This is a genomic window from uncultured Victivallis sp. (genome assembly GCA_944389935.1).
GTDB lineage: Bacteria > Verrucomicrobiota > Lentisphaeria > Victivallales > Victivallaceae > Victivallis.
Genome location: CALXOE010000036.1, coordinates 1 through 23,685 on the forward strand (window position 1 = coordinate 1; position 23,685 = coordinate 23,685).

27 protein-coding genes are annotated in these 23,685 nt (G+C 59.6%); 21 read left to right on the top strand and 6 right to left on the bottom strand.

Translation table 11 applies throughout. The features are described from left to right. On the bottom strand, positions 1-394 hold a 394-nt coding region (locus Q0J85_RS10885), incomplete at its 3' end, for a hypothetical protein (RefSeq protein ID WP_294481350.1). An 18-nt stretch (positions 395-412) separates the two neighbouring features. Next, the gene (locus tag Q0J85_RS10890; RefSeq protein WP_294481352.1) at positions 413-1,552 is read right to left on the bottom strand and encodes a GntR family transcriptional regulator; all 1,140 of its coding nucleotides are present in this window, start codon (positions 1,550-1,552) and stop codon (positions 413-415) included. 192 nt (positions 1,553-1,744) lie between these two features. Between Q0J85_RS10890 and Q0J85_RS10895 the strand changes: the two genes are divergently transcribed. The 13 genes from Q0J85_RS10895 to Q0J85_RS10955 are packed head-to-tail and all read left to right on the top strand — an operon-like array spanning position 1,745 to position 13,771. After that, positions 1,745-2,467, top strand: coding sequence for a hypothetical protein (locus Q0J85_RS10895; protein ID WP_294481354.1), 723 nt, complete (start codon positions 1,745-1,747; stop codon positions 2,465-2,467). A gap of 23 nt (positions 2,468-2,490) precedes the next feature. Then, the gene (locus Q0J85_RS10900; protein WP_294481355.1) at positions 2,491-3,711 is read left to right on the top strand and encodes a hypothetical protein; all 1,221 of its coding nucleotides are present in this window, start codon (positions 2,491-2,493) and stop codon (positions 3,709-3,711) included. Continuing rightward, positions 3,708-4,316, top strand: a complete 609-nt coding sequence (locus Q0J85_RS10905) for a hypothetical protein (protein ID WP_294481356.1) — start codon at positions 3,708-3,710, stop codon at positions 4,314-4,316. The genes Q0J85_RS10900 and Q0J85_RS10905 overlap by 4 nt, the downstream gene beginning before the upstream one ends. Continuing rightward, positions 4,313-5,170 (top strand): hypothetical protein, encoded by an 858-nt coding sequence (locus Q0J85_RS10910; RefSeq protein ID WP_294481357.1) that lies wholly within the window; start codon positions 4,313-4,315, stop codon positions 5,168-5,170. Before Q0J85_RS10905 ends, Q0J85_RS10910 begins: the two co-directional genes overlap by 4 nt. Before the next feature lie 52 nt (positions 5,171-5,222). Beyond that, positions 5,223-7,514 carry a secretin N-terminal domain-containing protein gene (locus tag Q0J85_RS10915; RefSeq protein WP_294481358.1) on the top strand — a complete coding sequence of 764 codons (2,292 nt, stop codon included), beginning with the start codon at positions 5,223-5,225 and terminating at the stop codon, positions 7,512-7,514. Further along, entirely contained in the window at positions 7,511-9,109 is a 1,599-nt protein-coding gene (locus Q0J85_RS10920) for a GspE/PulE family protein (RefSeq protein ID WP_294481360.1), read from the top strand. Before Q0J85_RS10915 ends, Q0J85_RS10920 begins: the two co-directional genes overlap by 4 nt. 3 nt (positions 9,110-9,112) lie before the next feature. Next, entirely contained in the window at positions 9,113-10,327 is a 1,215-nt protein-coding gene (locus Q0J85_RS10925) for a type II secretion system F family protein (RefSeq protein ID WP_294481361.1), read from the top strand. Next, on the top strand, positions 10,324-10,746 hold the full coding sequence (gspG, locus tag Q0J85_RS10930) for a type II secretion system major pseudopilin GspG (protein ID WP_294481363.1): 423 nt from the start codon (positions 10,324-10,326) through the stop codon (positions 10,744-10,746). The genes Q0J85_RS10925 and gspG overlap by 4 nt, the downstream gene beginning before the upstream one ends. 6 nt (positions 10,747-10,752) lie before the next feature. Beyond that, positions 10,753-11,265 (top strand): type II secretion system protein, encoded by a 513-nt coding sequence (locus Q0J85_RS10935; protein ID WP_294481365.1) that lies wholly within the window; start codon positions 10,753-10,755, stop codon positions 11,263-11,265. Next, entirely contained in the window at positions 11,262-11,672 is a 411-nt protein-coding gene (locus Q0J85_RS10940; protein WP_294481367.1) for a prepilin-type N-terminal cleavage/methylation domain-containing protein, read from the top strand. The genes Q0J85_RS10935 and Q0J85_RS10940 overlap by 4 nt, the downstream gene beginning before the upstream one ends. Further along, positions 11,647-12,303 carry a prepilin-type N-terminal cleavage/methylation domain-containing protein gene (locus Q0J85_RS10945; protein ID WP_294481369.1) on the top strand — a complete coding sequence of 219 codons (657 nt, stop codon included), beginning with the start codon at positions 11,647-11,649 and terminating at the stop codon, positions 12,301-12,303. Before Q0J85_RS10940 ends, Q0J85_RS10945 begins: the two co-directional genes overlap by 26 nt. Continuing rightward, positions 12,300-13,370, top strand: coding sequence for a hypothetical protein (locus Q0J85_RS10950; protein ID WP_294481372.1), 1,071 nt, complete (start codon positions 12,300-12,302; stop codon positions 13,368-13,370). Before Q0J85_RS10945 ends, Q0J85_RS10950 begins: the two co-directional genes overlap by 4 nt. Before the next feature lie 23 nt (positions 13,371-13,393). After that, a complete protein-coding gene (locus tag Q0J85_RS10955; protein WP_294481374.1) occupies positions 13,394-13,771 on the top strand; it encodes a hypothetical protein in 378 nt (125 codons plus the stop codon). A gap of 20 nt (positions 13,772-13,791) precedes the next feature. On the opposite strand, the gene Q0J85_RS10960 is transcribed toward Q0J85_RS10955, so the two are convergent. Both Q0J85_RS10960 and Q0J85_RS10965 read right to left on the bottom strand, forming a co-directional pair. Further along, complete coding sequence (locus tag Q0J85_RS10960; RefSeq protein ID WP_294481376.1) at positions 13,792-14,013, bottom strand: hypothetical protein; 222 nt, start codon at positions 14,011-14,013, stop codon at positions 13,792-13,794. 26 nt (positions 14,014-14,039) lie between these two features. Then, positions 14,040-15,113: a M42 family metallopeptidase gene (locus Q0J85_RS10965; RefSeq protein WP_294481377.1), complete on the bottom strand. Its 1,074-nt coding sequence runs from the start codon at positions 15,111-15,113 to the stop codon at positions 14,040-14,042. A gap of 259 nt (positions 15,114-15,372) precedes the next feature. Between Q0J85_RS10965 and Q0J85_RS10970 the strand changes: the two genes are divergently transcribed. From Q0J85_RS10970 to Q0J85_RS10980, 3 genes are read left to right on the top strand one after another with little or no spacing between them, the layout of a single operon-like run. After that, positions 15,373-16,431 carry an NAD(P)-dependent oxidoreductase gene (locus Q0J85_RS10970; protein ID WP_294481378.1) on the top strand — a complete coding sequence of 353 codons (1,059 nt, stop codon included), beginning with the start codon at positions 15,373-15,375 and terminating at the stop codon, positions 16,429-16,431. Further along, positions 16,428-17,708, top strand: a complete 1,281-nt coding sequence (locus tag Q0J85_RS10975) for an amidohydrolase (protein ID WP_294481379.1) — start codon at positions 16,428-16,430, stop codon at positions 17,706-17,708. The genes Q0J85_RS10970 and Q0J85_RS10975 overlap by 4 nt, the downstream gene beginning before the upstream one ends. After that, on the top strand, positions 17,705-18,568 hold the full coding sequence (locus Q0J85_RS10980) for a discoidin domain-containing protein (protein ID WP_294481381.1): 864 nt from the start codon (positions 17,705-17,707) through the stop codon (positions 18,566-18,568). The genes Q0J85_RS10975 and Q0J85_RS10980 overlap by 4 nt, the downstream gene beginning before the upstream one ends. 92 nt (positions 18,569-18,660) lie before the next feature. Here Q0J85_RS10980 and Q0J85_RS10985 read toward each other — a convergent pair whose 3' ends face one another. Then, positions 18,661-19,053, bottom strand: a complete 393-nt coding sequence (locus Q0J85_RS10985) for a pyridoxamine 5'-phosphate oxidase family protein (protein WP_367274644.1) — start codon at positions 19,051-19,053, stop codon at positions 18,661-18,663. 331 nt (positions 19,054-19,384) lie between these two features. Here Q0J85_RS10985 and Q0J85_RS10990 point away from each other — a divergent pair, with 331 nt between their 5' ends. From Q0J85_RS10990 to Q0J85_RS11000, 3 genes are all read left to right on the top strand, one after another. Continuing rightward, positions 19,385-19,816 (top strand): MarR family transcriptional regulator, encoded by a 432-nt coding sequence (locus Q0J85_RS10990; RefSeq protein WP_294481386.1) that lies wholly within the window; start codon positions 19,385-19,387, stop codon positions 19,814-19,816. Continuing rightward, positions 19,813-20,463: a DUF6198 family protein gene (locus tag Q0J85_RS10995; RefSeq protein ID WP_294481387.1), complete on the top strand. Its 651-nt coding sequence runs from the start codon at positions 19,813-19,815 to the stop codon at positions 20,461-20,463. The genes Q0J85_RS10990 and Q0J85_RS10995 overlap by 4 nt, the downstream gene beginning before the upstream one ends. A gap of 157 nt (positions 20,464-20,620) precedes the next feature. Further along, a complete protein-coding gene (locus tag Q0J85_RS11000; RefSeq protein ID WP_294481388.1) occupies positions 20,621-21,127 on the top strand; it encodes a hypothetical protein in 507 nt (168 codons plus the stop codon). An 8-nt stretch (positions 21,128-21,135) separates the two neighbouring features. On the opposite strand, the gene Q0J85_RS11005 is transcribed toward Q0J85_RS11000, so the two are convergent. Beyond that, positions 21,136-21,624: an FAD-dependent oxidoreductase gene (locus Q0J85_RS11005; protein ID WP_294481389.1), complete on the bottom strand. Its 489-nt coding sequence runs from the start codon at positions 21,622-21,624 to the stop codon at positions 21,136-21,138. Positions 21,625-21,779: 155 nt separating this feature from the next. On the opposite strand from Q0J85_RS11005, the gene Q0J85_RS11010 reads away from it, so the two are divergent. Both Q0J85_RS11010 and Q0J85_RS11015 read left to right on the top strand, forming a co-directional pair. Then, on the top strand, positions 21,780-22,838 hold the full coding sequence (locus tag Q0J85_RS11010; RefSeq protein ID WP_294481414.1) for a LacI family DNA-binding transcriptional regulator: 1,059 nt from the start codon (positions 21,780-21,782) through the stop codon (positions 22,836-22,838). A 68-nt stretch (positions 22,839-22,906) separates the two neighbouring features. Then, positions 22,907-23,557 (top strand): type II secretion system protein, encoded by a 651-nt coding sequence (locus tag Q0J85_RS11015; protein ID WP_294481391.1) that lies wholly within the window; start codon positions 22,907-22,909, stop codon positions 23,555-23,557. Positions 23,558-23,685: the final 128 nt, after the last annotated feature.

Consider the following 23,685-nt stretch of genomic DNA (forward strand, 5'->3'; position numbering starts at 1 on the left):
GCGAACGGCTCTTCCCGCTTTTCTGCGGAAAGACCCATTCGCGTTTTTGCTCCACTTCGCCGCTTGCCGAGCGGAGAATTTGTTGCGGGGCGATGATCGGCCGATTGGTTGGTTGATGGTTGTTTGGTACGGGGAGAGACGCGTTCTTACGAGCCGCTTTCTCTCCCCCGAACCCCTCTCTTGTTCCGCCGAGCGCCGGAATGGGTTGCGGGGTGGATATTGGCTGATGGATGATTGTTTGATGGTTGTTTGGTACGGGGAGAGACGCGTTCTTACGAGCCGCTTTCTCTCCCCCGAACCCCTCTCTTGACTGCCCGGTGCAAGCGTGGAAAGAATGGCAGACTTGACCTGTTTTTACCACGAGGAGCTCGATCAGCGTGAAATGTCTTTTCATGGTGTTCTCCCTAATTGGTCAGGATGCAACGGTCACAAATTTCATATTTCGCGGCAGTGCGCAGCTTGAGCGCATGACCAGCTGCGGGGTGAGCAGTTGCGGCTCGCAGCTCCGGAAGCTGTCTTCGGCAAGTTGTTTCAAAAGTTCGACCGCCCGTTCCCCGATCGCGAATCGCGATTCGGTCAGGGTGCTGAATTTCATGTCGTTCTTGAGATTGTGATGATCGCTCTCGCCCCACTGAATGACGGAGAGATCGCCGGGGATGCCGATCCGGGCCTCTTCCACATAGCGCAGGAAATCATCCATGTGAGTATGGGAGACGATCGCCGCTGTGATTCCCGGTCGGCGACGGAACCGTTCGGCGATGGCGAGCCAGCAGTCCCGGGGAGGGTATTCGAGGCGCAGCAGGCACTCTTCCGGCCGCTCTACGCCGGAGAAGCGGAGCTGATCGAGAAACTCCTTGCGACGGTCGACGAAAACCGGAGAATTCCGGTCGATGTCGATCAGCATGATCTCACGATGGCCGATGTCGCGCAGAAATCGCATGGCCAGCCGGATCGCCTCGCAGTAGTCGCAGCTCAGCGGCAGACTCCCCGCAGCCTGCCGGTTGATGCACACCTGCGGAACCTGAAGTTTCCCGAGTTCTTCGATGACCGGGAAACAGTCTGCGGGCGGGCGATCCCAGATGATTCCGAGATATTCCCCCTTGCGGTAACGCAGTTTGAGTTTGTCGAGATCTTCGGTGCAGTTCGAGAGTTTCAACTCCCAGTTGCAGAGGTAGGAACTGTTCGCCACTCCGAGAATCAGATTCCGGTTGAAATATTTCTCCCTCATCGGATTTCCGCAGTAATCCTCGATCCGCAGCAGGATCGTGCGCGGTTTGCCGGACGCGGGATTCATGACGAACGTCCCGCTGCGCGGCACCCGGGCAATGAGCCCTTCCGCCTCGAGCCGCGCCAGCGCGCTGCGCAGAGTCAGGAGCGCCACCCCATGCTGCCGGGCGAAGAGACTCTCCCGCGGCAGTTTGGTCCCCGCAGGATACACCCCGGACCGGATCTGGTTGCTCAAATCTTCATAGATCAGATCGCTTTTGCTTTTGAATTGTTCGACTTCCATGACTTCGATGGTCTGCGTCATATAAAGTTTAATTTGATTCATCTCTGATTTATTATGACACAAAACGACCGTGATGTCAAGATGGGGAAATGGAAAAAACGCGAATTTTCGCCATCTTGCGGAGAAAAAAAGCAAAAAGGAAGATTTTTTCTGCCGGAAGACACAATAAGCGCGACAAAAGGCACGTTAAAATTGCAAGTGCAGGCTTGTTTTTTTTGCGAAAGGAATCTTCAGATGATGAAACAGACGACTCTTCTTTTCGGGGCGTTCGCGTTCGCGTCCGCGCTGTTTTTCTTTTCCGCATCGGCCGCAGATACGGAAGCCGCGCCGACTCCGCCGGAGAACCGTCAGCGGGATGATGGGCAGTCCGGAGGCCGTCGCAGTGGTCGTCCGGGCGGCTGGAACCGCGAGGGCAGGCGCGGCGGGATGATGGGCGCTCCCGTCAATCCGCGCGCGGAAGCCGAGGCGAAGATCAAGGAGAAGTTCCCCGAGGAGTTCGCCGCCATCGAGAAGATGCGCGCGGAAGCCGAGGCGAAACTGCAGGAACTCGCGAAAAAAGCCGGCGTCGAAATTCCAAAGACCATGAGTGAACAGCTCGCCGAACTCAAGGCGAAATATCCGAAAGAGATGGCCGAGATCGAGGAGCTCGGCAAAACCGACCGGCGCGCCGCATTCCAGAAGATCCGGGAACTCGCGGAAAAGGCGGGAATCAAACTTTCCATGCCCGGAATGGGCGGCCGTCCCGGCATGCCGGGGCGCGGAAACGGTTCCGATGACGCGCCGTCGCCTCCGCCGCGCGAAAATCCGATGCGGCAGCTGCGGCTTCTCCGGCAGAAATTTCCGGAGGAGATGGCCGAGGTCGACCGCCTCCGCCGCAGCGATCCTGCCGCCGCGCGGGCGAAAACGCGGGAACTTCTGAAGAAACTTGAGGCGGAACAGCCCGCTGAAAAACCGTAAGAGGCGGAACTGCAGGACAGAATATGATGAACAGCGGCCACATCAGGGAGTTCGCGGTGCTCGCTTTCGGCCCGGAGACGGTGCGCGGATGTGTCTTCCGCCGCCGGGGAGCGCAATATTCGGTGACTCGCCATGCGATCGAGACGGTCGACTCCAATGACCCGGCGCAGGCGTGGAAACGTCTGCTGCGCCAGCTCGGACGGGGGCGGGAGTGCCCGCTCTTTCTCACCGGAGCGCTGCCGAAAGGAATTTTTTTCCGTTTCGATTCGATTGATCTGACTCCGCGCGCGCGTCGCGAAGCGCTCGAAATGGAGTTGTCGCAGCGGATTCTGGCGGTTCCGGAGGATCACCGGTTTCAATTTTATGCCGACGAGGCCGATGCGGAGGGGAATGTCCCGGTGAACGTCTATGTCATTCCGGGCAGTTCGCTGGAGCATCCCGCCGCGATGCTGACGCAGGCGGGAGGACGGGCGGATGAGTTCCTCTATCCGCTTCTCGTCTGGCGTTCCGGCGATCCGGCGGTGGATCTGCCGCGACTCGATCCCGAATTCGGGTTTGCCGACGGCGAGTGGCGGCCGAGTCCGGCGGTTCCGGATTTCGGGCCGTGGGAGGCTTTGTTCCGCCGCGAGTTCAAATTCCCGGAGGGGAGTGAGTTCCGGGTCGGGGATTATCTGGAGTGCCTGCTTGCGGCGCGGCTCGTCATACAGCCCGGTTTCCGGCAGGCTGAGCGCGGACTCCGGCTGCTGCCGGACCCGATGCGGCCGCGCCGTTTCCGCAACCAGCTCCGGATTACGGCGCTGCTGGTGATTCTGCTCATTGCCAGTTACGCCTGGTCGGCGGCGGGGAGCATCCGGGAAAACTACCATGCTTATCGGACTGCCGTTGCGGAACGCGACCGGATCAAACGTGAAAACACGACGCTCTCTTCCAGACTCAAGGCAACGGAAAAGGAGCAGCGCGAACTTTCGCGCGTCGTGAACCTGAAAGCCGGCGAGTCGGATGTCATCGAAAAACTCGCGGTCCTGACCGAACTTCTGCCGTCGAATGCGATGGTTTCGAGTCTGCGCTGGAGCGAGTCGAGCGTCGACCTCATGATTCAGAGCGAGGCGGAAAATCTCGATCTGCCCGCGCTGCTGCGCCGGGTCCCGTACTGGAAAGTCGGTCAGCTTCAGCAGCGCCGCATGGGCGATACCGTCACGATGATCACCTTGAAACTCGTTCCGAATGAGGAGGCGGCCAGATGAGAACCTCGTTTCGGGATTTCGTCAAAACCGGTAAGGGCAAGCTGACCGTGGCGCTCTGTGCGCTGGGGCTGAGCTGGATCTTCCTCCTCTGGAATTTCAGTGGTTCGTTCGGAGAGCTGCTGCCGGGCGAGGAGCGGATCGACGCCCTCGAGCGGGAGATCAAGCAGCTCAAGCAGCAGAACGCGACTCTGCTCGCGCGCAGGAAAGCCGCCGATGAGCTCAAAGAGCGCTACCGGAAACAGCTCGAAAGCTACTGGCACGAGGAGCGCGACGGCGTCGTCGAGACGGAGTTGCGCAACAAGATTCAGCAGGCTGCCAGTGAGATCGAGCTGAAACTCAACAGCCTCGGCTCGGTTCGGACCACGCGCATCAATAACGAGCTCTACTACGCGGAGATCGATCTCTCGACTTCGGGAACGCTCGAGACGCTTGTGCGGTTTCTCGGCCGGATTCAGGAGATCCGCCCGTCGCTCTCCTGGCGGCGGCTCGATCTTCGGCCGGAGATGCGCAACACCGATCTCATCGGCAACATGAACTTCAACGGCGCGATCCGGATCATCGGGTTCGACGGGGAGGAGCCCGACCGGAAAGGAGGCACGAAATGAGAACCATTCTGATTGTGATCAACGTGCTTCTGGCTGTCTGGCTGCTCGCGGCCGTCGCAAGTCATCTGACCGGAGGAGACGGTGGGGCTGAGGTGTTTTCCGTCAAGCAGAGCGGTTCAAAGAAGAGCGCCCCGGCCGCATCGGCCGCCACCCCGAAAACCGTGACGCCGCTCTCGCTGGATTCGCGCATGGCGACGATCATCGACAACAACATTTTCAACAGCGAGCGCTGTCCGAACGCGGTGTTCGGCCGCGGTCGTTCGACCCGGATCGAGCTGACGCTGGTCGGCACGTTCGAGATCGGCGGCGTCAAGGGGGCGATCATCAAGCAGAAAGCCGGGTCCTCGAATAACCGCGGCAATTTCATGGGCGGGCCCGGCGGACGCTGGGGCGGGCGGAACAACTCCTCCGCCAACACGCGCAGTCCGATCCGCGTGCAGCTTGTGGACGGGGTCTGGCGGAATTTCGGCGGAACCGATGCCGCCACGCTGCAGCAACAGCAGCAGCGGGAACAGACGCTCACGCTCCGGCAGTATGTCCGGGTCGGCGAGACGCTCAGCAACGGTTACACGCTGGAAGAGGTTTCCCGCACCGGCGCGGTCCTGACCCGCGGCAGTGACCGCATGGAACTGGAGATCCAGGATCCCTCGCTCGGAATCGCAACGACTTCATCCTCGCGTCAGCGGCGCCCGAATTTCTTCCAGCAGATGCGCCAGATGCAGCAAATGCAGATGCGCCAGAACTTCCAGATGATGCGCATGATGCAGCGGACGCTCCAGCAGAACCAGAATCGGGGCAACACCGGCAACCGGGGCGGAGCGGCTCCGCCCCCGCCGCCTCCGCCCGGACGATGAGCAGAGTGAAGTGTTACGAAGTATGACGATAAGCATAAAACCCGGTGAAACCATGATGAAAACGACAAACCACATGTTCCGGCCGCCCCGCGTTGCGGCTCTGGCGGCGATCGGCCTGGCCGCCCTGCTCACCTCCTGCTCAATTTTCCGTCCGGAAGAGGATGCGGAGGAGGAGAAAAAAGGGAGATTCGATTTTCTGCGCAGCGAACAGAAAGAGCGGGTGCCCGCCGAGCCGGAGACCATCGAGCAGGAACAGGTGCTCCCGGACAAGAGCGTCGCTTCCGAGAGCGACGTGGAACTCCTCGAGCAGCTGAACTCCTCCGGCAAGCCGGGCGAAACGAAGAGTCCGGTCGCCCCCGAGGTCGAAGCCGAGCCGCGATTCTACGACGATTTCATCTTCATGAACGGCGACGAGGAGCTCTCCGTCTCGCTCATCTTCAACAGTGCGCCGCTGCTGGATGTTCTTCCGGCGTTCGCGGACGTGCTCGGCTTCAACTTCGTCGCGGACAGCGATCTCAAGGGAACTGTGACGCTGAATCTGAACTCAAAAATGACCCGGCGGGAGCTCTGGAACACATTTGACCGGATGCTCTATCTCGCCGGCGCGGGGGTCACGGTCGAGGATTCGCTGCTGAAGATCATGGCGCTGCCGAAACTTGCGCAGCAGGCCGATGCGAAAGTCGGGCGCGAAGTGTTCTACTATCCGCTCAAAAACTCGACCGCGAAAGACGTCGTCACGCAGATCAAGCCGTTCCTCGGCAAGGACAGCGTCTGCGTCGAACTCGCGCGGCCGAATGCGGTGCTGGTCTGCGACGACTCCGCGAATGTCGCGAAGATCCGGCAGATTCTCGACACGATCGACCAGGGCGTCCGCCGCAACTGGCCGCGCATGGCGATTCCGTGCCGCAACATCCTGCCGACCAGAGTCATTGAGGAACTTCAGAACGTGCTGCCCGTGCTCGGCTTCACGATCACCGAGACGACCGACAAGACCGAACTGCCGGGCGCGATTCAGCTGGTCGGCGTCGACCGGCTGCAGATGATCGTGGTCTCGGCCGCGACGCAGGACGCGATCGATGAGATCCGCAAATGGGTCGACATTCTCGACAGCGCCGACTCGATCGACCAGGAGCGCGTGTTCGTCTACAAGGTCGGGCACAACCGCGCCGACCAGCTCGCGCAGGCGCTCTCGATCATCTACAACACGCAGGGCGCGAGCCAGACCATCGACACCGAGACCGGCAACATCCGGACCAACACGCTGAACACGGTCACGACCCGCTCGACCAGCAGTTCGAGTTCCAACAACCGCAACAACACCGGTTCGACCCGCACGACCAGCACGCAAACCGATCAGAGTTCGAGCCTCTTCGACACTCCGGTCCGGATCTTCGCGGACGGTATGCTGAACCGGCTCGTGATCCGCACGACCCCGCGCACCTACGCGAGCATCAAGGCGCTGCTCGACCGGCTCGACGTCGTTCCGGCGCAGGTGCTGCTGCAGGTGCTGATTGTCGAGGTGACGCTGACCGAGTCGACGCAGTTCGGGCTCGAATTCTCGGCCAAGGGATCCGGCAGCGGGATCGACTCCATGCTCGGCACGAACTATGAGAATCTCACGCCGTTCGGCGAGACGAAACAGGAGGGGTTCACCGCACTTCTGAACGATCCGAACAACCCCGAGAACAAGTTCGGATACATCCGGGCACTCGCGGGAAACAGTGCGGTGAAGGTCATCTCCAGCCCGCAGCTGCTCGTTTCGAGCCACACCGAAGCGCGGATTCAGGTCGGCAGCGAAGTGCCGCTCATCAAATCCGGCATTACGAATACTTCTTCGGACACCAGTTTGGCCGAGAATTATGAATATGAGCCGGTCGGCGTGATCCTGACGCTGACGCCGCAGATCACGAGCACGGATCTCATCTCGCTGGACATCACGCAGGAGCTTTCCGCCGCAGTTACGAACACTTCCAGTAATATCGATTCTCCGGAGATCACGAAGCGCGAGATCGAAACCTCCATGACCATCGCTCACGGACGCACGATGATCATCGGCGGACTGATTCAGGAGAAGCACAACGACGATCTGGCCTCTGTGCCGCTCGTGAACGACATTCCGTTCCTGCGCCGGCTGCTCGGCAGCACCGAGGCGAAGATCGAGCGTTCCGAGATTCTCGTGCTCATCACCGGCTACATTGTGAACGAGAAGAGCCAGGTTGAGGATCTCATCAAACGCTACAACGAGGCGCTTGAAACCCTCAATGACTTCGACGATACGCTCGGCGACAAAGCCAAGCCGCGCAAGGGCGCGAACAAACTCGACCACTCGGAGTTCTGGCGATGAGCGACAAAGCGTTTGATTTCAACGCCGCGCGCCGGCGGCTGCGGGAACTTCTCGCGGAACGGAATCCGGAGTATCCGGCTTCCCCCTCCCGCGACGAGGCGCGCGCCGCCGACCGGGCGATGGTGCAGGCCGGGACGCTGACCGAGTCGCAGCTCGCCGCGCTCTACTCCGAAGCCTACGGGTGCGAACCCGTCGACGAGGAGGAGTTCAAGCTGCCGGAGCCGTTTCCGGACGCCCCCTACGACTTCTTCAACGCGAACGGCTGCCTGCCCGAGGAGTGGGATGAGGAGGCGATCACCTTTCTGGTGGTCGACCCGTATGAACTCGAACAGCTGACCTTTCTCGTGCGCCGCACCTGGAAGACCGGAACCCGCTTCCGCTTCGTGCGCCGCACGTTCCTCGAACGGCTGCTGAGCAAACTCCAGAGCGTCGAGGAGGAGAACGAATTGATGGAGGTCGAGGACGAGAACATGCTCCGCTCGATGGCGGGCGAGGCGAAGATCGTCCGGCTGGTCAACGACATCTTCACGCGCGCGATTGAGCTCGGTGCGTCGGACATCCACATTGAGCCGGGCGAGGAGAGTGTCGCGGTGCGCTGCCGGGTGGACGGTGTCCTGACTGAGATCATCAACACACCGCTGTCGCAGTTTCCCGCGATCGCGTCGCGCATCAAACTGCTCGGCGGACTCAACATCGCCGAGAGCCGTCTGCCGCAGGACGGCCGTACGAACATCCAGCTCGGACGGCAGGAGCTCGACATGCGTATCTCGACGATCCCGATTCTGACCGGTGAAAGCATCGTGCTGCGACTGCTGAACCAGGAGGCGATCTCGTTCGACCTCGGCATCCTCGGCATGTCGCCGACGCACCTTGCGCAGTTCCGCAAGCTCATCCAGATCCCGCACGGGATCATCCTCGTGGTCGGCCCGACCGGGAGCGGCAAGACGACCACACTGTACAGCGTCATCAATCATCTGAACGACAACCGCAAGAAGATCATCACGGTCGAGGACCCGGTCGAATACAAGATGGCAGGACTCTGCCAGATGCAGGTCAATGCGAAGATCGGCGTGACTTTCGCGACCGGACTGCGCAGCATCGTGCGTCAGGACCCGGACATCATCCTCGTCGGCGAGATCCGCGACCGCGAAACCGCCGACATCGCGATCAACGCGGCGCTGACCGGCCATCTCGTGCTCTCGACGCTGCACACGAACGACGCGGTCGGCGCCGTGACCCGATTGCTCGATATGGGCGTGGAGAACTTTCTCGTCTCCTCGGCGCTGTTCGGCGTGCTCTCGCAGCGGCTTGTGCGGAAGATCTGCCCGGTCTGTCACGGGAAGATGACCGACGAAGCCGGCAATAAATGCCGCCGCTGCAACGGTTCCGGCTACAAGGGGCGGTGCGGTATTTTCGAGCTTCTGACCGTCGACGATGAACTGCGCGCGGCCGTGAATCATAACGCCTCGAGTTCCGAACTCCAGGAGATCGCGGTGCGGCACGGCATGGTCACACTGCAGGAGGACGGCATGGAAAAAGTCCGGGCCGGAATCACCACGCTCGAGGAGTTGAACCGTTCGACTGCGGAGTTGTAACCGATGGGACTGTACAAATACCTTGCCGCCGCAAAAGGCGAAAGCCCGCACGAGATTCTGATCGAAGCGGACAGCATCTCCGAGGCGCAGAACAAACTGCGCAGCCGGAAGATCGTGCCCATCCGTTTCTGCGGCGAGGCGACCGTTTCCGGCGGGAAATTCAGTTTGCGCCGCAGCAAGGTCAACACCTACGAATTCACGCGCCAGCTCGCGCCGCTGCTCGATTCGCACATCCCGCTCGAACGGGCGCTTGCGATCATCGCGGACAGTTCGACCGAACCGGAACAGCACGATTTTGTGAACGGACTGCGACAGGGGCTGCACGAGGGCAAGAAGTTTTCGGAGCTCGCGCGCAGCCACGGGAATCTCTTCCCCGGGTACTATGCGAACCTCATCGAATCGGGCGAGGAGACCGGCTGCCTGCCGGAGGTCACGAACGAGCTCTACAAATTCATGGGCGAGAGCAAGGAACTGAAAGATTTCATCGTGTCGAGCTCGATCTATCCGCTCGCGATTCTCGGCGTCACGCTGATCGTGACGGTGCTGCTCTTCACGGTGTTCGTGCCGCGTTTTGCAAAAATCTTCATCGACATGGGGCGGGAGATGCCGCCGTCGATGGAGTTTCTGCTTGCGATGAGCACGTTTTTCTCGTATGCGTGGTGGCTGGTGCCGCTGCTCTGCATCGGGAGCTGGATGCTGCTCAAGCGGATTCTCGGGGAAAACGGTCTGCGTCTTGCGCTGTCGCGGCTCGTGCTGAAGCTGCCGCTCTTCGGGCGGATCGTGGTCGATCTCGAGATGTGCAAGTACATCCGCACGCTCGCGATTCTCATCGCGAACCACGTCGAGATCATCCGGACGGTGCGGATTTCGGGGCGGATCATCGCGAACCCGGTCGTCGCGGCCGGATTTGCGGAGATCGACCGCAAACTCAAGGGGGGCGACAAGCTCTCGGCGGCGCTCGCGGGCAACCGTTTCGTCCCCGCGAGCATGGTGCCGATGCTGCGCGTCGGCGAGGAGTCCGGAACCGTGGGGGAGATGCTCGCGAAAATCGCCTCCCACCTCGAAAACGATACGAAACTCAAGATCAAACGGCTGCTGAGTCTGTTCGAACCGGCGGTGATCGTTTTTCTCGCCCTGATCGTACTGGTCGTGGTCGTTTCGATCTTTGTCGCCATGATGGAAATCAACTCAATCAGCCAGGGAGGACCCGCGATATGAAAAAGAACCGTACAAGAAGAAGCCGTTTCACTCTGATCGAAGTCGTGGTCGTGATCATCATTCTGGTCACGCTCGCCTCGATCGCAACGCCGATCTACCTGAATTACGTGAAGAAAGCGAACGTCGGAGCCGCAACGACGCAGATCAAACTGCTCGAAGACGCCCTGACCAGTTTCCGGCTCGATGTCGGGAGCTATCCGGAGACGTTGTCCAGTCTGACGGAAAACGTCGATCAGAACGAGAAGTGGGACGGTCCCTACATCCGGCCCGCCGTTCCGAAAGATCCGTGGGGGAACGATTACGTCTACGTCTATCCCGGTGAACACGGCGACTTCGATCTCCTGAGCTACGGCGCCGACGGTCAGCCCGGCGGCACCGGCGAAAACGCCGATATCACGAATTACGTCGCAACCGAGTAAACCCGGATGGGCCGGAAGCTGTTTACATTGCTGGAACTCGTTGTGGTGATCGCAATTATCGCAATCACCACGACGCTGGCGGTGTCGGCTTTCCGGGGGGAGTCCCCCGTGCAGAAGATGAACAGCGCCGCACTCGGATTCGAGAGCTGGTGCGCACAGGTGCGCTACAATGCGATGGAAAACGGCGCGGACCGGGTCGTCGCATTCAACCCGGATGAGCGGATCTTCCTTGCGGTGGATCCGGAATCCGCGCAGTCGGAATCCCTGTGGCAGCCGCAGGAAGAGGAGAGGCCGCCGCTGCAGTGGAAACTGCCGGACGAATTCGAGCTCGATGCCGAAACGTTGAGCGCGGAAGCCGGGGAGGACGGCACGGTCGAAGTGTTCCGTTTCTTCTCCGACGGAAGTGCGAACGCGGCGCGGGAGTTCGTACTGAAGTTCCGGAACTTCGAGCGCCGGTTTCAGGTTTCTCCGCTGACGGGATTGCTGCGGCAGTCGGAGGGGGAGGTCGATTCGTTATGAGAGGCAGGGGGAGTTTCACGCTCATAGAAGTCGTCGTGGCGCTCGGAATTCTGACGCTGTCGCTCGCGGGACTGCTGCAGATTCTGACCGCCTCCCAGAGCCGGCTCGCGCGCGTTTACGAGAAATGGCGGGAGACTCACATCCTCATGCAGGCGGCGGAGTATTATCTGCTGCAGCCGGGAGAGGATCCGGGCGGAGTTCCCTACACCTATTTCCCGTATTCGGACTACGAGGCGCTCTGCTACTACCGCGACGCGGAGAATCTGCCGGAAGATTACATAAACATCCCCGACCAGCTGCCGCTGCGCACCTGTGTTGTGGAACTCATCCGGCTGCGCGACCGGAAAACCGTCGGAACCATTTTGGTGGATAAGATCAGCTATGAAACGACTCTCGCAGGCGAATAGACGACGCCATTTCACTCTGGTGGAGATGGTTGTGGCGATGGCGGTACTCGTTGTCGTCGCGCTGATTCTCGGCACGGCGTCGGCGGCTTTCTACAACGGCTACCAGCGCTCGGTCAGAGTGACGGAACGGCTGAAGACCTGTCAGACGATCGACCGGGTCATGGACCGGCTCGTGCGCAATCTGGTTCCGTTCGAGTGGGAGGATGAACTCAATTCAACCCGGCTGGTCTTTGAGGGCGAACCCGATTCGCTGCACTTCGTGACGCTGCAGCGCACCTACGGCAGCGACCGCGGGGCGTTTCTGTTCGTGCGAATCCGGGTCGAGGGCGAGGAGCTCATCGCGGAGTATTCGAGCTATCCGCGGCTGCCGTGGGAGGAGGAGGGCACGCAGGATTATTCGCGCGAAGTGCTCGCAACGCAGGTGCGCAGCGTGAGTTTCCTCTACGCCGAGGAGGAGGACGATGAGATCGTCTTTGAAAACTCCTGGGTCGAGGAGGATCACGAGTCCACCCCGCTTGCGATCCAGATGACCGTCGAATGGCTCGACGGCACGACGGAGCAATGGCTGCGCCGCACGGCCGGCTCCTCGTCGAACAGCACGTTCGGCAGACGGGAGACCCCGATGTTATGAGGCGGGAAACGAACAGACAATCGGAATCGGGTTCCGCTCTTGTAGCTGTCCTCTGTCTGATTTTCACCGCGGGACTGCTCGCGACGGCGGCCCTGATGCTCTCGAAGTACAACAGTTATACGATCTCGGCGCATGTGGAACTCCAGAAGTCGTTCTACATCAACGAGGGTGTGGCGAACCGCGTGCAGTATCTGATCGCGGCGGACCGTTCGCTTTACTCGACCGTCGAACTCGGGCGGACCGACTACTCCGAATACGATCACGACCGTTTTTTCGCCGACGGAGTCGTACACCATCTGAACTACTACGGGACGCCGGTCGAGTTTACGATCACCGATGCGCGCAGTGGATACGATCTGAGTTCAAGCAACTATCAGAATACGCTCTCGACCATCTCGAACTCTGAACTTTTTGACGAAATGCTGCACGACACCATCGATAATCTCAGTGCCGCTCTGACCGACTACATGGACAGCGGAGATGAACTCTCTCTGAACGGGTTCGAGGCCGCCGACTACGAGGATATCGGCATGTCGCCGCTGCCGCGGAACGCCGCGCCCCAGTTCCGCGAGGAATTCGCCTGGGTCCCCGGATTCCTCGAGATGTTTCCGGCGGATAAATACGGGCGATTGAGCTCGGTCCGGCTGGTTCCGCCGGAGGGCTTGAGCATTTCGACCGGTTCGCCGAGCATCTTCACCGCCGACCGGCTCATGCTTCAGACCTACTGCAATCTCGAAGAGGAGGAGGCCGACGAGGTTCTGGCGGCGCTCGACGTCTACCGGCGTGAACGGATTCTGCTCGAAGATCAGCTTGATGAACTGCTCGTTTCGCGTCTCGGCGGGCTCACGTGGCAGGAGAGCGGCACCTATACCGTCACCATCGGCCCGCAGCTCACGCAGCTGCCGGACTCCGTTGCGACCGCCGACGAGGATGCGGGGCGCAACCGTGTCGGGCAGGAGTTGCCGCCGCGCCGCCCGTCGTACCGGCTGACTTTCACTTTTCCCGGGTTCAATATCACCGGACCGCAGGATAATACCGTACAATACCTGGAATGGATGTTCCACTGATGAAACAAGGAGAGAACGGAATCATGGCGACGAGGAAAGGTTTGATTCTTCTTCTATTGCTGTTCTGCTTCGCAGCTCCGCCTGCCATGCAGCGGGTCGAGGCGATGGATCCAGTGACGATCGCGATTTTGACGCCGATTGCGATCAAGGGCGCGCAGGTCGCCGCGCCGTATGTCATGCGCGGACTTATGAGCGGCGCACAGCACATGGTGTCGATGGGGTATGATCTCGTCAATTTCTTCCGGTTGCCGCTCGGAGTGGTTCAGGCCACGGTCGGAATCCCGTTCGGACAGCTCGGAAACGGGGTGCGCAACATGATCGCCGGAGGAATTGCCCCGTTCAAATTCGTAATCAAAACGCTGCTGCTGCCCATCGCTTTCTGCCGGATCGGCGGGGGATGAGGCCGATCCGGCCGGAGAAATCAGAAGAAAACGAAGTACAGCCCGGTGGCGATGCTTCCCATGGCGATCAGACTGAGCATGATTTTCGCCGATGCATGGCTGCGTCGCGTACGGCGGGCGCTGCCGGGCGCGGTATTGCGCCCGGCGAGCTGGTTGAAGCTGCGGGTATGCATGTAACGCTTCAGGTTCTTGCGGGTGTGCTGCCGCCGCTGCAGTGCGGCGGCCAACTCGGACTGGGTCACGTCAGCTTCTCCTTTCTTTTTCGTGTTCAGTCGATTCCGGGGATGAAACTCTCGTCGCCCTTCAGCGCCGCGATCGATTCGGTCAGCAGCTGGACGGCGCCCTCGACGTCGCGCAGATCGCACATCTCGACCTGCGAGTGCATGTAGCGGTTCGGGATGCTCACGAGCGCGGTTGCGACGCCGGCGCGGGTCATCTGCATCTGGGCGGTGTCGGTGCCGCCGGACGCACGGTGAGACGCGGTCTCCTGATAGGCGATCTTATGTTCTCCGGCGACCTTGCGGATCAGCCGGCCGAGGACGACGTTGTTGTCGCAGCTGCGGCTCAGTTCCGGGCCGGCGCCGAGTTTGATGTCGCCGAGCAGTTTTTTCGGGATGTCCGGGATGTCGGTCGCGAAGCCGACGTCGATCGCGAAGCCGACCTGCGGATCGACGCCGAAGCAGCTTGTATGCGCGCCGCGCAGTCCGACCTCCTCCTGGACGGTGCCGACGCCGTAGACTGCGACGTTAAGTTTGCGTTTCGAGAGTTCGCGCATCGTTTCAGCTACGACGAACGCGCCGACCTTGTCGTCCATGCCTTTGGAGACGAAGCGGTTTTCGTTGAGCATGCGGAAGTTCGAGCGGACTGCGACCGGATCGCCGACCGAAACGAGCTTCTCCGCCTCCTCACGGTTCGTCGCACCGATGTCGATCCACATGTCGGAGAGATCCGGAGCGGTGTCGCGTTCGGCGGGCTTGAGCAGGTGAATCGGTTTTTTGCCGATCACGCCGGGGACGCGGCCGTTCGCGGTCAGGATCTCGACTTCGGTGGCCGGGACGTTCAGCTTGTCGATCCCGCCGTTCGGGCGGAAGTAGAGCAGTCCCTCGTCGGAGATGTAGACGATCTGGAAGCCGATTTCGTCGTAGTGCCCTGCGAGCATGACCCGCAGCGGCGCTCCGGGATTGAGGATTCCCATGGTATTGCCGAGCACGTCGGTTTTGACCTCCGCGCAGAAGCCGGAGAGGTAATTGCGGAACACGGCCGCCGCCTCCTCTTCAAACCCGGACGGGCTCGAGGCGGTCATGAACTCTTTCAGAAATTTCAAACTCGATTCAGGCAGCATATCGACTCCTCGAAAGGTGATGATTGATGGAATATTGTATATCATACAAGATAATCCATTTTCCTCGATTTTCCAGAATGTTTTCCACAAAATACGGGATTATTTTGTCCGGGATGCAGGAGGGGGTCTTTTTTTTCGGAAAAAGCCCCGGCCCGGGTTGCGTACTGCCGGAATTCGCGGTATCTTTTATAGGGAGATACGATGAGAACGGCTTTGCTTTGAACAAGGGGCCGGAGGGCGTTACTGGTCGGGGATGAATATGCAGATTGAATGGTTGAAAGAGGCGCTGCGCGGCGTCTACCGGCCGGAGGAGTATCCGGCACTCGCGGAACAGATGCGCGAATGGCGCGCGGCGAAACCGCTCTCGGGACGGCGGATTTTCGACGCGACGCCGGTGTTCCGCAACACGATGGTGAAATATATTGCGCTGCTCGAGGGCGGCGCGGAGCTGACGGTCGGTTACGGGCGTGGAATCCCGTATGACGAGCGTGTGGTCGAGACTCTGCGCGAATGCGGCGTGGCGGTCGCGGACGAGGCGGCGCTCGGACGCACCTACGACGTTGTGCTCGACTGCGCCGGGGCGAATGCCGATGTGAAAGCGCAGTACGGCTACGTCGAACTGACCCGCTCCGGGATGTACCGCTACCGCGACTGTGCGCAGCCGGTCTTTCTCGCGGACGACGGGCGGATCAAGGAGATCGAAACCGCGCTCGGGACCGGGGACGGCTTCCGGCGCGGCATGGCCCGCTTCGGATACGGCGACTTTTCCGGGAAACGGATCGTGGTGTTCGGCTGCGGCAAGGTCGGCTCCGGCATCGTGATGTACGCCTCGCTCGGCGGGGCGCAGGTGACGGTCGTCGACGACGTGCGGAAAGTCGTTCCGCCGTTCGGTGCGTCGATCGTCGATCTCGGCGACCGCGCGGGAATCGAAACCGCGCTGAAAGAGGCGTGGTGTGTGGTCTGTGCGACCGGCATCCGCGGAGCGCTCTCCGGAAAGTTCGATCCGGCCATCCTGACCGATGGAAATGCGATCGTCGCGAATATGGGAGTCGAGGACGAGTTCGGGCCGGAAATCCCGGCGGAACGGGTGCTGAACGCGAAAGAGCCGCTGAATTTCGTGCTCGAGGAGCCGACCCATCTCAAGTATATCGATCCGACGATGGCGCTCGACAACTACGGCGCGCTTGAGGTGCTCGGCGGCGGACTCGCACCGGGGTTGAACCGCCCCTCGCCGGAACTTGAGGAGAGGATTCTCGATACGGTGCGGCGTTCCGGCGTCGTCGCCCCCGAGCTCGGATTTCTGGAGAAAAATCGATGAATAAGCTTCTGATTCAACGTGTCCGGCTGGACGGAGCAGAGACCGACATCCTCATCGAGGGGAATCGGATCGCCCGCATCGCGCCGGAAATCGCGCCCGGAACCGCCCGCGTGATCGACGGCTCCGGCAAGGCGGCGATTCCGCCGTTCTACAACACGCACACGCATGCGGCGATGACGCTGCTGCGCGGCTACGCCGACGACATGGAACTCTTCACCTGGCTGAACGACTATATCTGGCCGGCGGAGGGGAGGCTGACCGGGGAGGACATCTACGCCGGGACGCGGCTCGCACTGCTCGAAATGATCCGGTCCGGAACGGTTTTCTTCAACGACATGTACTGGTATCAGCCGGACGCGATCCGTGCGGTCGAGGAGATGGGCATGCGGGCGGCGATCGGGCTGCTTTACATCTCCGGCTCCGATGGAGCTGTGCTGGAGCGCAACCGGAAATGCAACGAGGAGCTGCTTGCGTGGAACGGCGGCGGCTCGGGACGGATTCAGGTGGCGCACGCGCCGCACGCGGTCTACACGGTTTCGGAGGAGGTGCTGCGCCGCGTCGCGGAGGATGCGAAAGCCGATGGTCATGTGATCCATATCCACGCCTCCGAGACCGCGCGCGAGGTGGAGGAGTGTGTGGCGGCGCACGGCATGACGCCGATCGCGTATCTCGATTCGCTCGGGATTCTCGGGCCGCGGACCGTGCTCGCGCACGCGGTGCATCTCTCGGACGGGGATATCGAGATCATCCGGGAGCGCGGCGCGTATATCTCGCACTGTCCCTGCTCGAACTTCAAGCTTGCGTCGGGTCAGTTCCGCTATCGCAGGGCGGTGGAGATGGGCTGCTGCCGTTTCACGATCGGCACCGACGGATGTGCGTCGAACAACAATCTCTCGATGCTCGAGGAGATGAAGTTTGCGGCGCTCTCGGCGAAGAATGAGTCCGGCAGCCCGACCGCGGGGCGCGACGGCGACATCTTCCGGGCGGCGACGCGCACGGGAGCGGAGGCGTTCGAGATCGACGCAGGGGTCATCGCTGCGGGGAAACTGGCGGACATTGTTCTGGTCGATCTCGACAATCCGCTGCTTGTTCCGGACTTCAATTTGACGGCGAACCTCGTTTATTCAGCCGATTCGAGCTGCATCGACACGGTGATCTGCGACGGGCGGATTCTGATGGAAAACCGGGAGATCCCGGGCGAAGCTGAGATCCTGGCGGAAGCGCGCCGGGTCTGTGCGAAGATCCGCGCCCTGCGGACGGGGGGAGCGGGCGCATGACCGGGAAGGTTCGGAAAATTCTGTTCTTTTTTGCAGGTGCGGCGGTGGCGGCGGCATCGCCGCTCTCAGCCGTTGAATACCCGAACTACGCGCGGGATTGCGCGACTTTGAGGAGTTCGGTCGAGTATCCGAAATATGAGAGCTGTTTTGCCGTGGATGGAATCGCCTCGACCCGCTGGTCCTCCGGCCGGGGGGACGACCAGTGGCTGACGCTCGACCTCGGGCAGGTGCGGCGGATCGGGCGGATCGTGTTGAACTGGGAACGTTCCGCCCCATTGTGGTACGCAATTCAACTTTCGACCGACGACGAGCATTACAAGGAGGTTTTTGAACAGACCGAGGGGACGCAGGGAGCGTATGACGTCGTCGATTTTGCGCCGCAGGAGGCGAGATTCATCCGGATCGACTGCCGGGAGCGGACGACGCAGTACGGATTTTCCCTGTACGAGGTGGAGGTGTATCCGCCGGTGAAGAGCCCGGCTTATCGCTGCAAGGTGTGGGCGGGAGCGTCGCAGATGCCGGACGGAGCCCCCGAGTATGCGACGGACGGATCGCACCGGACCGCGTGGCGCGCACCGGGCGGAAAGGCGCAGTGGATTCAGTTCAATCTCGGGAGAACTCGGCGGGTTGCCCGACTCCAGATCGACTGGGGAGACGGGGCTCCGAAGAGTTTTACGGTTCAGCTTTCCGAGGACGGGAAACGTTTTTTCGATGCCTACGCGGCGACGGACCGCCCGCCGCGCTCGGAGGAGACGATTCAGCTTACTGCGCCGCGCCGTGCGCGTTACATCAAACTTAATTTCAAGGAGGCCGCCGGGGAGGGCGGCTACATGATCCGCGAATTCGACGCATTGCCATGAGTTTCAAGCTGGTTGTCTGCGGAATTGAAACCGAATCCTGCGGTGATTTGAAATAAGTCCGGCTCTCCGGACCCGGAGAGCCGTGTGGAGTGTCAGAATTTGATTTCGATTGGGTCGTGCGAGAATGAGTAGATTGTGGCGGTCGCGTCCTTGAAATAGAGCACCTGCGTGTTGTCGTCGTCGGGGCTGTACATCTTTTTCAGGGAGGGGTAGGCGTCGAGCATGGAGACTTTCGCCTCGCGGCGGTTGTCATCGACGAGTGTGCCGGAGAGACGGATCCACTCATCGCCTTTCATCGCGCAGAGTTCGGTTTTCCCATTGACGCCGAGCTGACGCGAGACGTTCTTCTTCCGGCCGGTCTGGATGTAGAGTTTTCCCTCGAAGATGTGGATGGTTCCGAACGGGCGCACGCGCGGCTGGTCGCCGTCGACCGTGGCGATGTAGTAGACTCCGGCATCTTTCAGAAACTGGTAAACGTCCTGCATATTCATCGCTTTTTTCTCCTTGTTCTCGGCGGCGGCGTCGACGGACCGACATCCGCAGAATGTGAAAACCGCAGCGCAGAGAAGCGCCGTGACCGCCAGAGTTTTTTCCATTTTCATGTTGCCTCCTGAAAGCTGTTTGACTTCGTGGTGTCTTCGACCCGATAAGGAATCATACACCCGCAATCCCGTCCCGTCAAACGAAAAAACAGGGATTCTCCGGGAAAAATGCAGGAGGAATCGGGTCTTCTCCGGGATTCGTCCTTTCCTCCGCTTGAAAATAACCGTTTCCTGTGATATATTATTAGGATACTAATGATTTTGAAGAGATAAAATGGAACATTCGCTGCATTACAATCTTCTGGCGGCGCATACGTTGTTTCAGAAGCGTTTTCTCGCCCGGCTGCTGCGGGAATATCCGGAGTTGCTGCCGGGTCAACCGAAAGTGATCGACTTTCTCATGAGCCACCCCGCTTCCTTTCAGCGGGAGATCGCCGACGGTTGTCTGATCGATCCGGCGACGCTCTCCCCGATCCTCGGGAAGATGGAGTTTTCCGGACTGATCCGGCGCGACAAGAGCGACGAGAATCGGAAGAACTCGATCGTCTCGCTCACTGACAAAGGCGAGACGATCGGCCACCGCATGCGCGAGCTTTTCCGCGAGGCGGAAGAGGCTGCCTGCGCGGGTGTTCCGGAACAGGATCGGGAGTGTCTGCTGCGCTGTCTGCAGACGATCCGGGAAAACAGTCGGAGTGGAAATAAATGAAATATCGTTACAGCAAAAGGAAACGTTTTATTCTGTTCATCATCGGGCTCGTCCTCGCCGGACTCGGCGTCGCGTTGAGCACCCGGCCCGGGTTGGGGACTTCTCCCATCACGAGTCTGCCCTATGTCATGACTTTCATCATTCCGTGGACGCTAGGAATGACTACGGTCGGAATCAATTTGCTCTTCATCTTCATGCAGGCGATCATTCTGAAGCGCCGGTTCGGCTGGGCGCAGCTGGCACAGTTGCCGACGCTTTTTGCATTCGGATTTTTCATCGATCTCGGGATGTGGATCTCTTCCTTTTACGTTCCGGAGGCATACCCGCTGCGACTGATTGAGGAACTGCTTGGATGTGTGGTTCTTGCGACCGGCATTGCGTTTCAGTTGCTTGCGAACGTCTCCTACATGCCGGGCGACGGTTTTATCCGGACGGTTTCGGAGGAGTACAAGATTCCGTTTGGAACGGTGAAAGTCTGCTTCGATGTCTCGATTGTTGTGCTTGCGATTCTCGTTTCGCTCTGCTACTTTCAGAAAGTCAGCGGAATCCGGGAGGGAACGGTGCTTGCGGCGGTTCTGGTCGGTCTCACGATCCGGATGCTTCAACAGCCGCTGCGCTTCGTAAAAAAGCAGCTGGTCAAGGCGTAAGCCGCCGCCCGCCGGCTTTCTTCGGGATATCCTCCCGGTTATTTGGCGGTGGATCGCTTCCGATTGATGCCTTTTCTTCCGCCGTTTTTGATTTTGCGGAAGAGTGTGGTATAGTAATGTGGATCGTTTCCGGAAATAAGATGGGAGGAGCGCCGCCATGCCGATTCGCCGCAATCATCCGTTTTGCCAGAAATCGCATCAGGCCGATCAGAAGCCGGAGGAGCGGAAAACGTTCCGGCGGAAATTCGCTCCGCACCTGCCCGCCCTCTGGCTCTTCGGTGCGCTGCTGTGGTGTGGCCCCTTCGTGAGCCACGGCGGAGGATTGTTCGGGATAATATTGGGATTGAGTCTCTACTTCTGGCTGACTTTGCTGGTGGGATTTTTCGTCCTGGGTTTCGTGCCGCCACGGCTGTGGGACATTCCCGATTTCGTACTGGTCGCGGTGACGGTGTTGCTCACATTTTTTCCCTTTGATCGACCTTTTTTCGGCTGGAGCTGGGTCGTTTCCTCTCTTCTGCTTGCGGCGATGGCGCTCGAAAACATCATCCGGGCGATCTGCGGAAAAGAGCGCCGGAAAGCCGTCTGGAAAGCGGGTTTCGCCGCGATGACGTTGATTACTCTCTTCCTCCTGAATTTCATCGCCGCCGCCGCGGCTTCGTGTTGAACGGCGGGTCAGGACCGGGGGCCGGTGTTGGTCCCGTTGCGTTCGAGTTCCGCCCGGAGTTCCGCCGGGTCGAGGACGCGCGGCGAAACACCGTTCCGGCAGGCGAGCGCCGCTGCAGTTCCGGCCGCTTCCCCCATCGCCATGCAGTGAGACATGATCCGGTAACTCGATTGCGCGATATGATCTCCTGAAATACAGCGTCCCGCCGTCAGAATCCCCTCCACCCCCGCCGGGAGAAGCGCCCGGTAGGGAATGTCGTAAGGCTGTTCGAGCGGAATGAGTTCGGAGGGTTCTCCGATCTCGTCCGGATTGTGGATGTCGAGCAGGTAGATTCCGCGGGCGACGGCATCCGGAAACCGGGCGCCGCTCTTCACATCCTCCCCGGTCAGGAGGTAGTCCCCGATGATTCTTCGGCTCTCCCGGACTCCGATGGCCGGATAGATCGCCGCAAGCACGGCATGTTCCCCGCCCGGAACGTAACGTCGGATGAACTCCATCGATTTTTCCGGGGAGAGCGGGACTTTTTTGGGAAAAATTTTTTCTAGCTCTTGACATTTTACTTCGTTTGATCCATAATATAGCTGTGTAAACGATTCAATGAAACGTTATCCTGGTTATTTTCATGGGGAAGAATACAGTATCTTTGAATGATGTGGCACGCCGGGCGGGAGTCTCAATCGGGACTGCGTCCCGGGTGTTGAACGGCAATCCGAGAGTATCGGCATCTGCTTCGTCCGCAGTACAGGCGGCGATTCTCGAGCTCGGTTATCAGCCCGATTCCGTGGCGCGTTCGATGCGGAAAAAAGATGGAGAGGGACGGGGCGGTCTCTGGTCGGGAAATATTGGTCTCGTGCTGGCGGGGATGGGCAGTTCCATGCTGCGGGTACCGCTGATTATCGATCTGGTCGATGCTCTGCAGCGGGAAGCGGCGCAGCATGGATTTCACCTGATGGTGGCGGGGCAGCCACGCGAGGGAACTCTGCCGCAGATGCTGATTGACCGCAAAGTTGAGGGGATGATTATGTTTGGTGAATTATCCCGGGAACAGTGCCGTCAGATTGTTGAGGTGATGCCGCTGGTCGGGATCGGCAATGATTTCGAGGCTGCGGGCGTCTCCTCCGTGAATGTGGACAACCGGGGGGCCATCCTCAATGCCGTCAGGTCCCTCCGGCAGGCTGGAAAACGGCGGATCGCCTTTGTGAACAAGGAGGCGGAACAACCTGATTTTATTCGGCGCTTTCAAGCATACCAGGAAGCAGTGCGGGAGTTTGATTTGCCGGAACTCTCCATTGTGATGCCGAAAAACGAGTCGGGCTCGCTCAAACAGGCGGAGCAGATCCCGCCTGATATGGAACCGCTGATTTCTGCGCTTTTTGATGTTCCGACACCACCGGATGCGCTGCTGGTTGCAAATGACTGGCAGGCCATCGGCGTTTACCGTGCGCTGGAAAAGCGTCATTTGCGGCCGGGAACCGATGTTGCGATTATCGGTTTCGATAACGATGTACGGGTTTGTGATGCGCTCAATCCGAGACTCAGCTCGATCCAGTATCCTGCGGAGGAGATCGGAAGCTTTGCTTTCCGGCTTCTGCTGGCGGCATTGAAGAATTCTGACCGTTCCGCAATCAGTACTACGTTGTTGCCGGGAAAACTGATTGAGAGGGAGTCATTTTGCAGCGGAAGCATTTCCGCTCCGGATTTCAAGCGTTGATTTGACCAGAATTTTTCAGCGGTTAGGAGGACAATTCCGGCCGGGACAACCAACAAGGAGCAACTGCCATGAAAGAAAAACATCTTTTCATGTTAATTGAATTACTAGTTGTGATTGCAATCATCGCCATTCTCGCCTCCATGCTGCTTCCCGCCTTGAACAAAGCGAGGGATGCGTCACGCAATACCGCATGTATCAATAACTTAAAGCAGCATGGAGTTGCCAATCTTTCGTATGCCGGGGATAACCGGGACTGGTTTGCAAAGAGTTATCAGGACTATACCGTATCCTGGCTGACCTGGCTTGAGCCGTGGCAGCTCCCGAGTGCCACCTATACCGATCCGATGGACTCGTATATTCAGCCCAAAGTCTACTTCTGCGCCGCGGAAAAGGAGACCAGTTATCCCAAGGACTGGAAAAGTTACTTTCCGGGAGGAGGGCTGGGATATGTTTCCTATACCAGTTACACCTATTTCGGCAATATGGCAGGTGCGGCAGAATACAAGAACGGAGCGTTCACTCCCCGGAAGATTACGCATCAGCGGATCAATGAAGCCGTCATCATGAAAGATTGTGCGCGTTCCAACGTTAATTGGCAGGCTCCGAACCACAATGGAGATGTCAACATTGTTTTCGGCGACGGCCATGCGAAATCCAGGAAAAACGGCGCGTGTGAATTAAAATTCAAAGTTTCGGGAGGTGCGGAAGAACGTTGGTAAGAGAGGGTTTCCACGAACCCTGTTCCCAGATGAATATCCCGTTGTGCAGCGGGTAAAAACAGTATCGGAACCATCTGAGATTGCATGATGAAAATGATGAAAAAAGTATTGCTGTGGCTGTTCCCAGT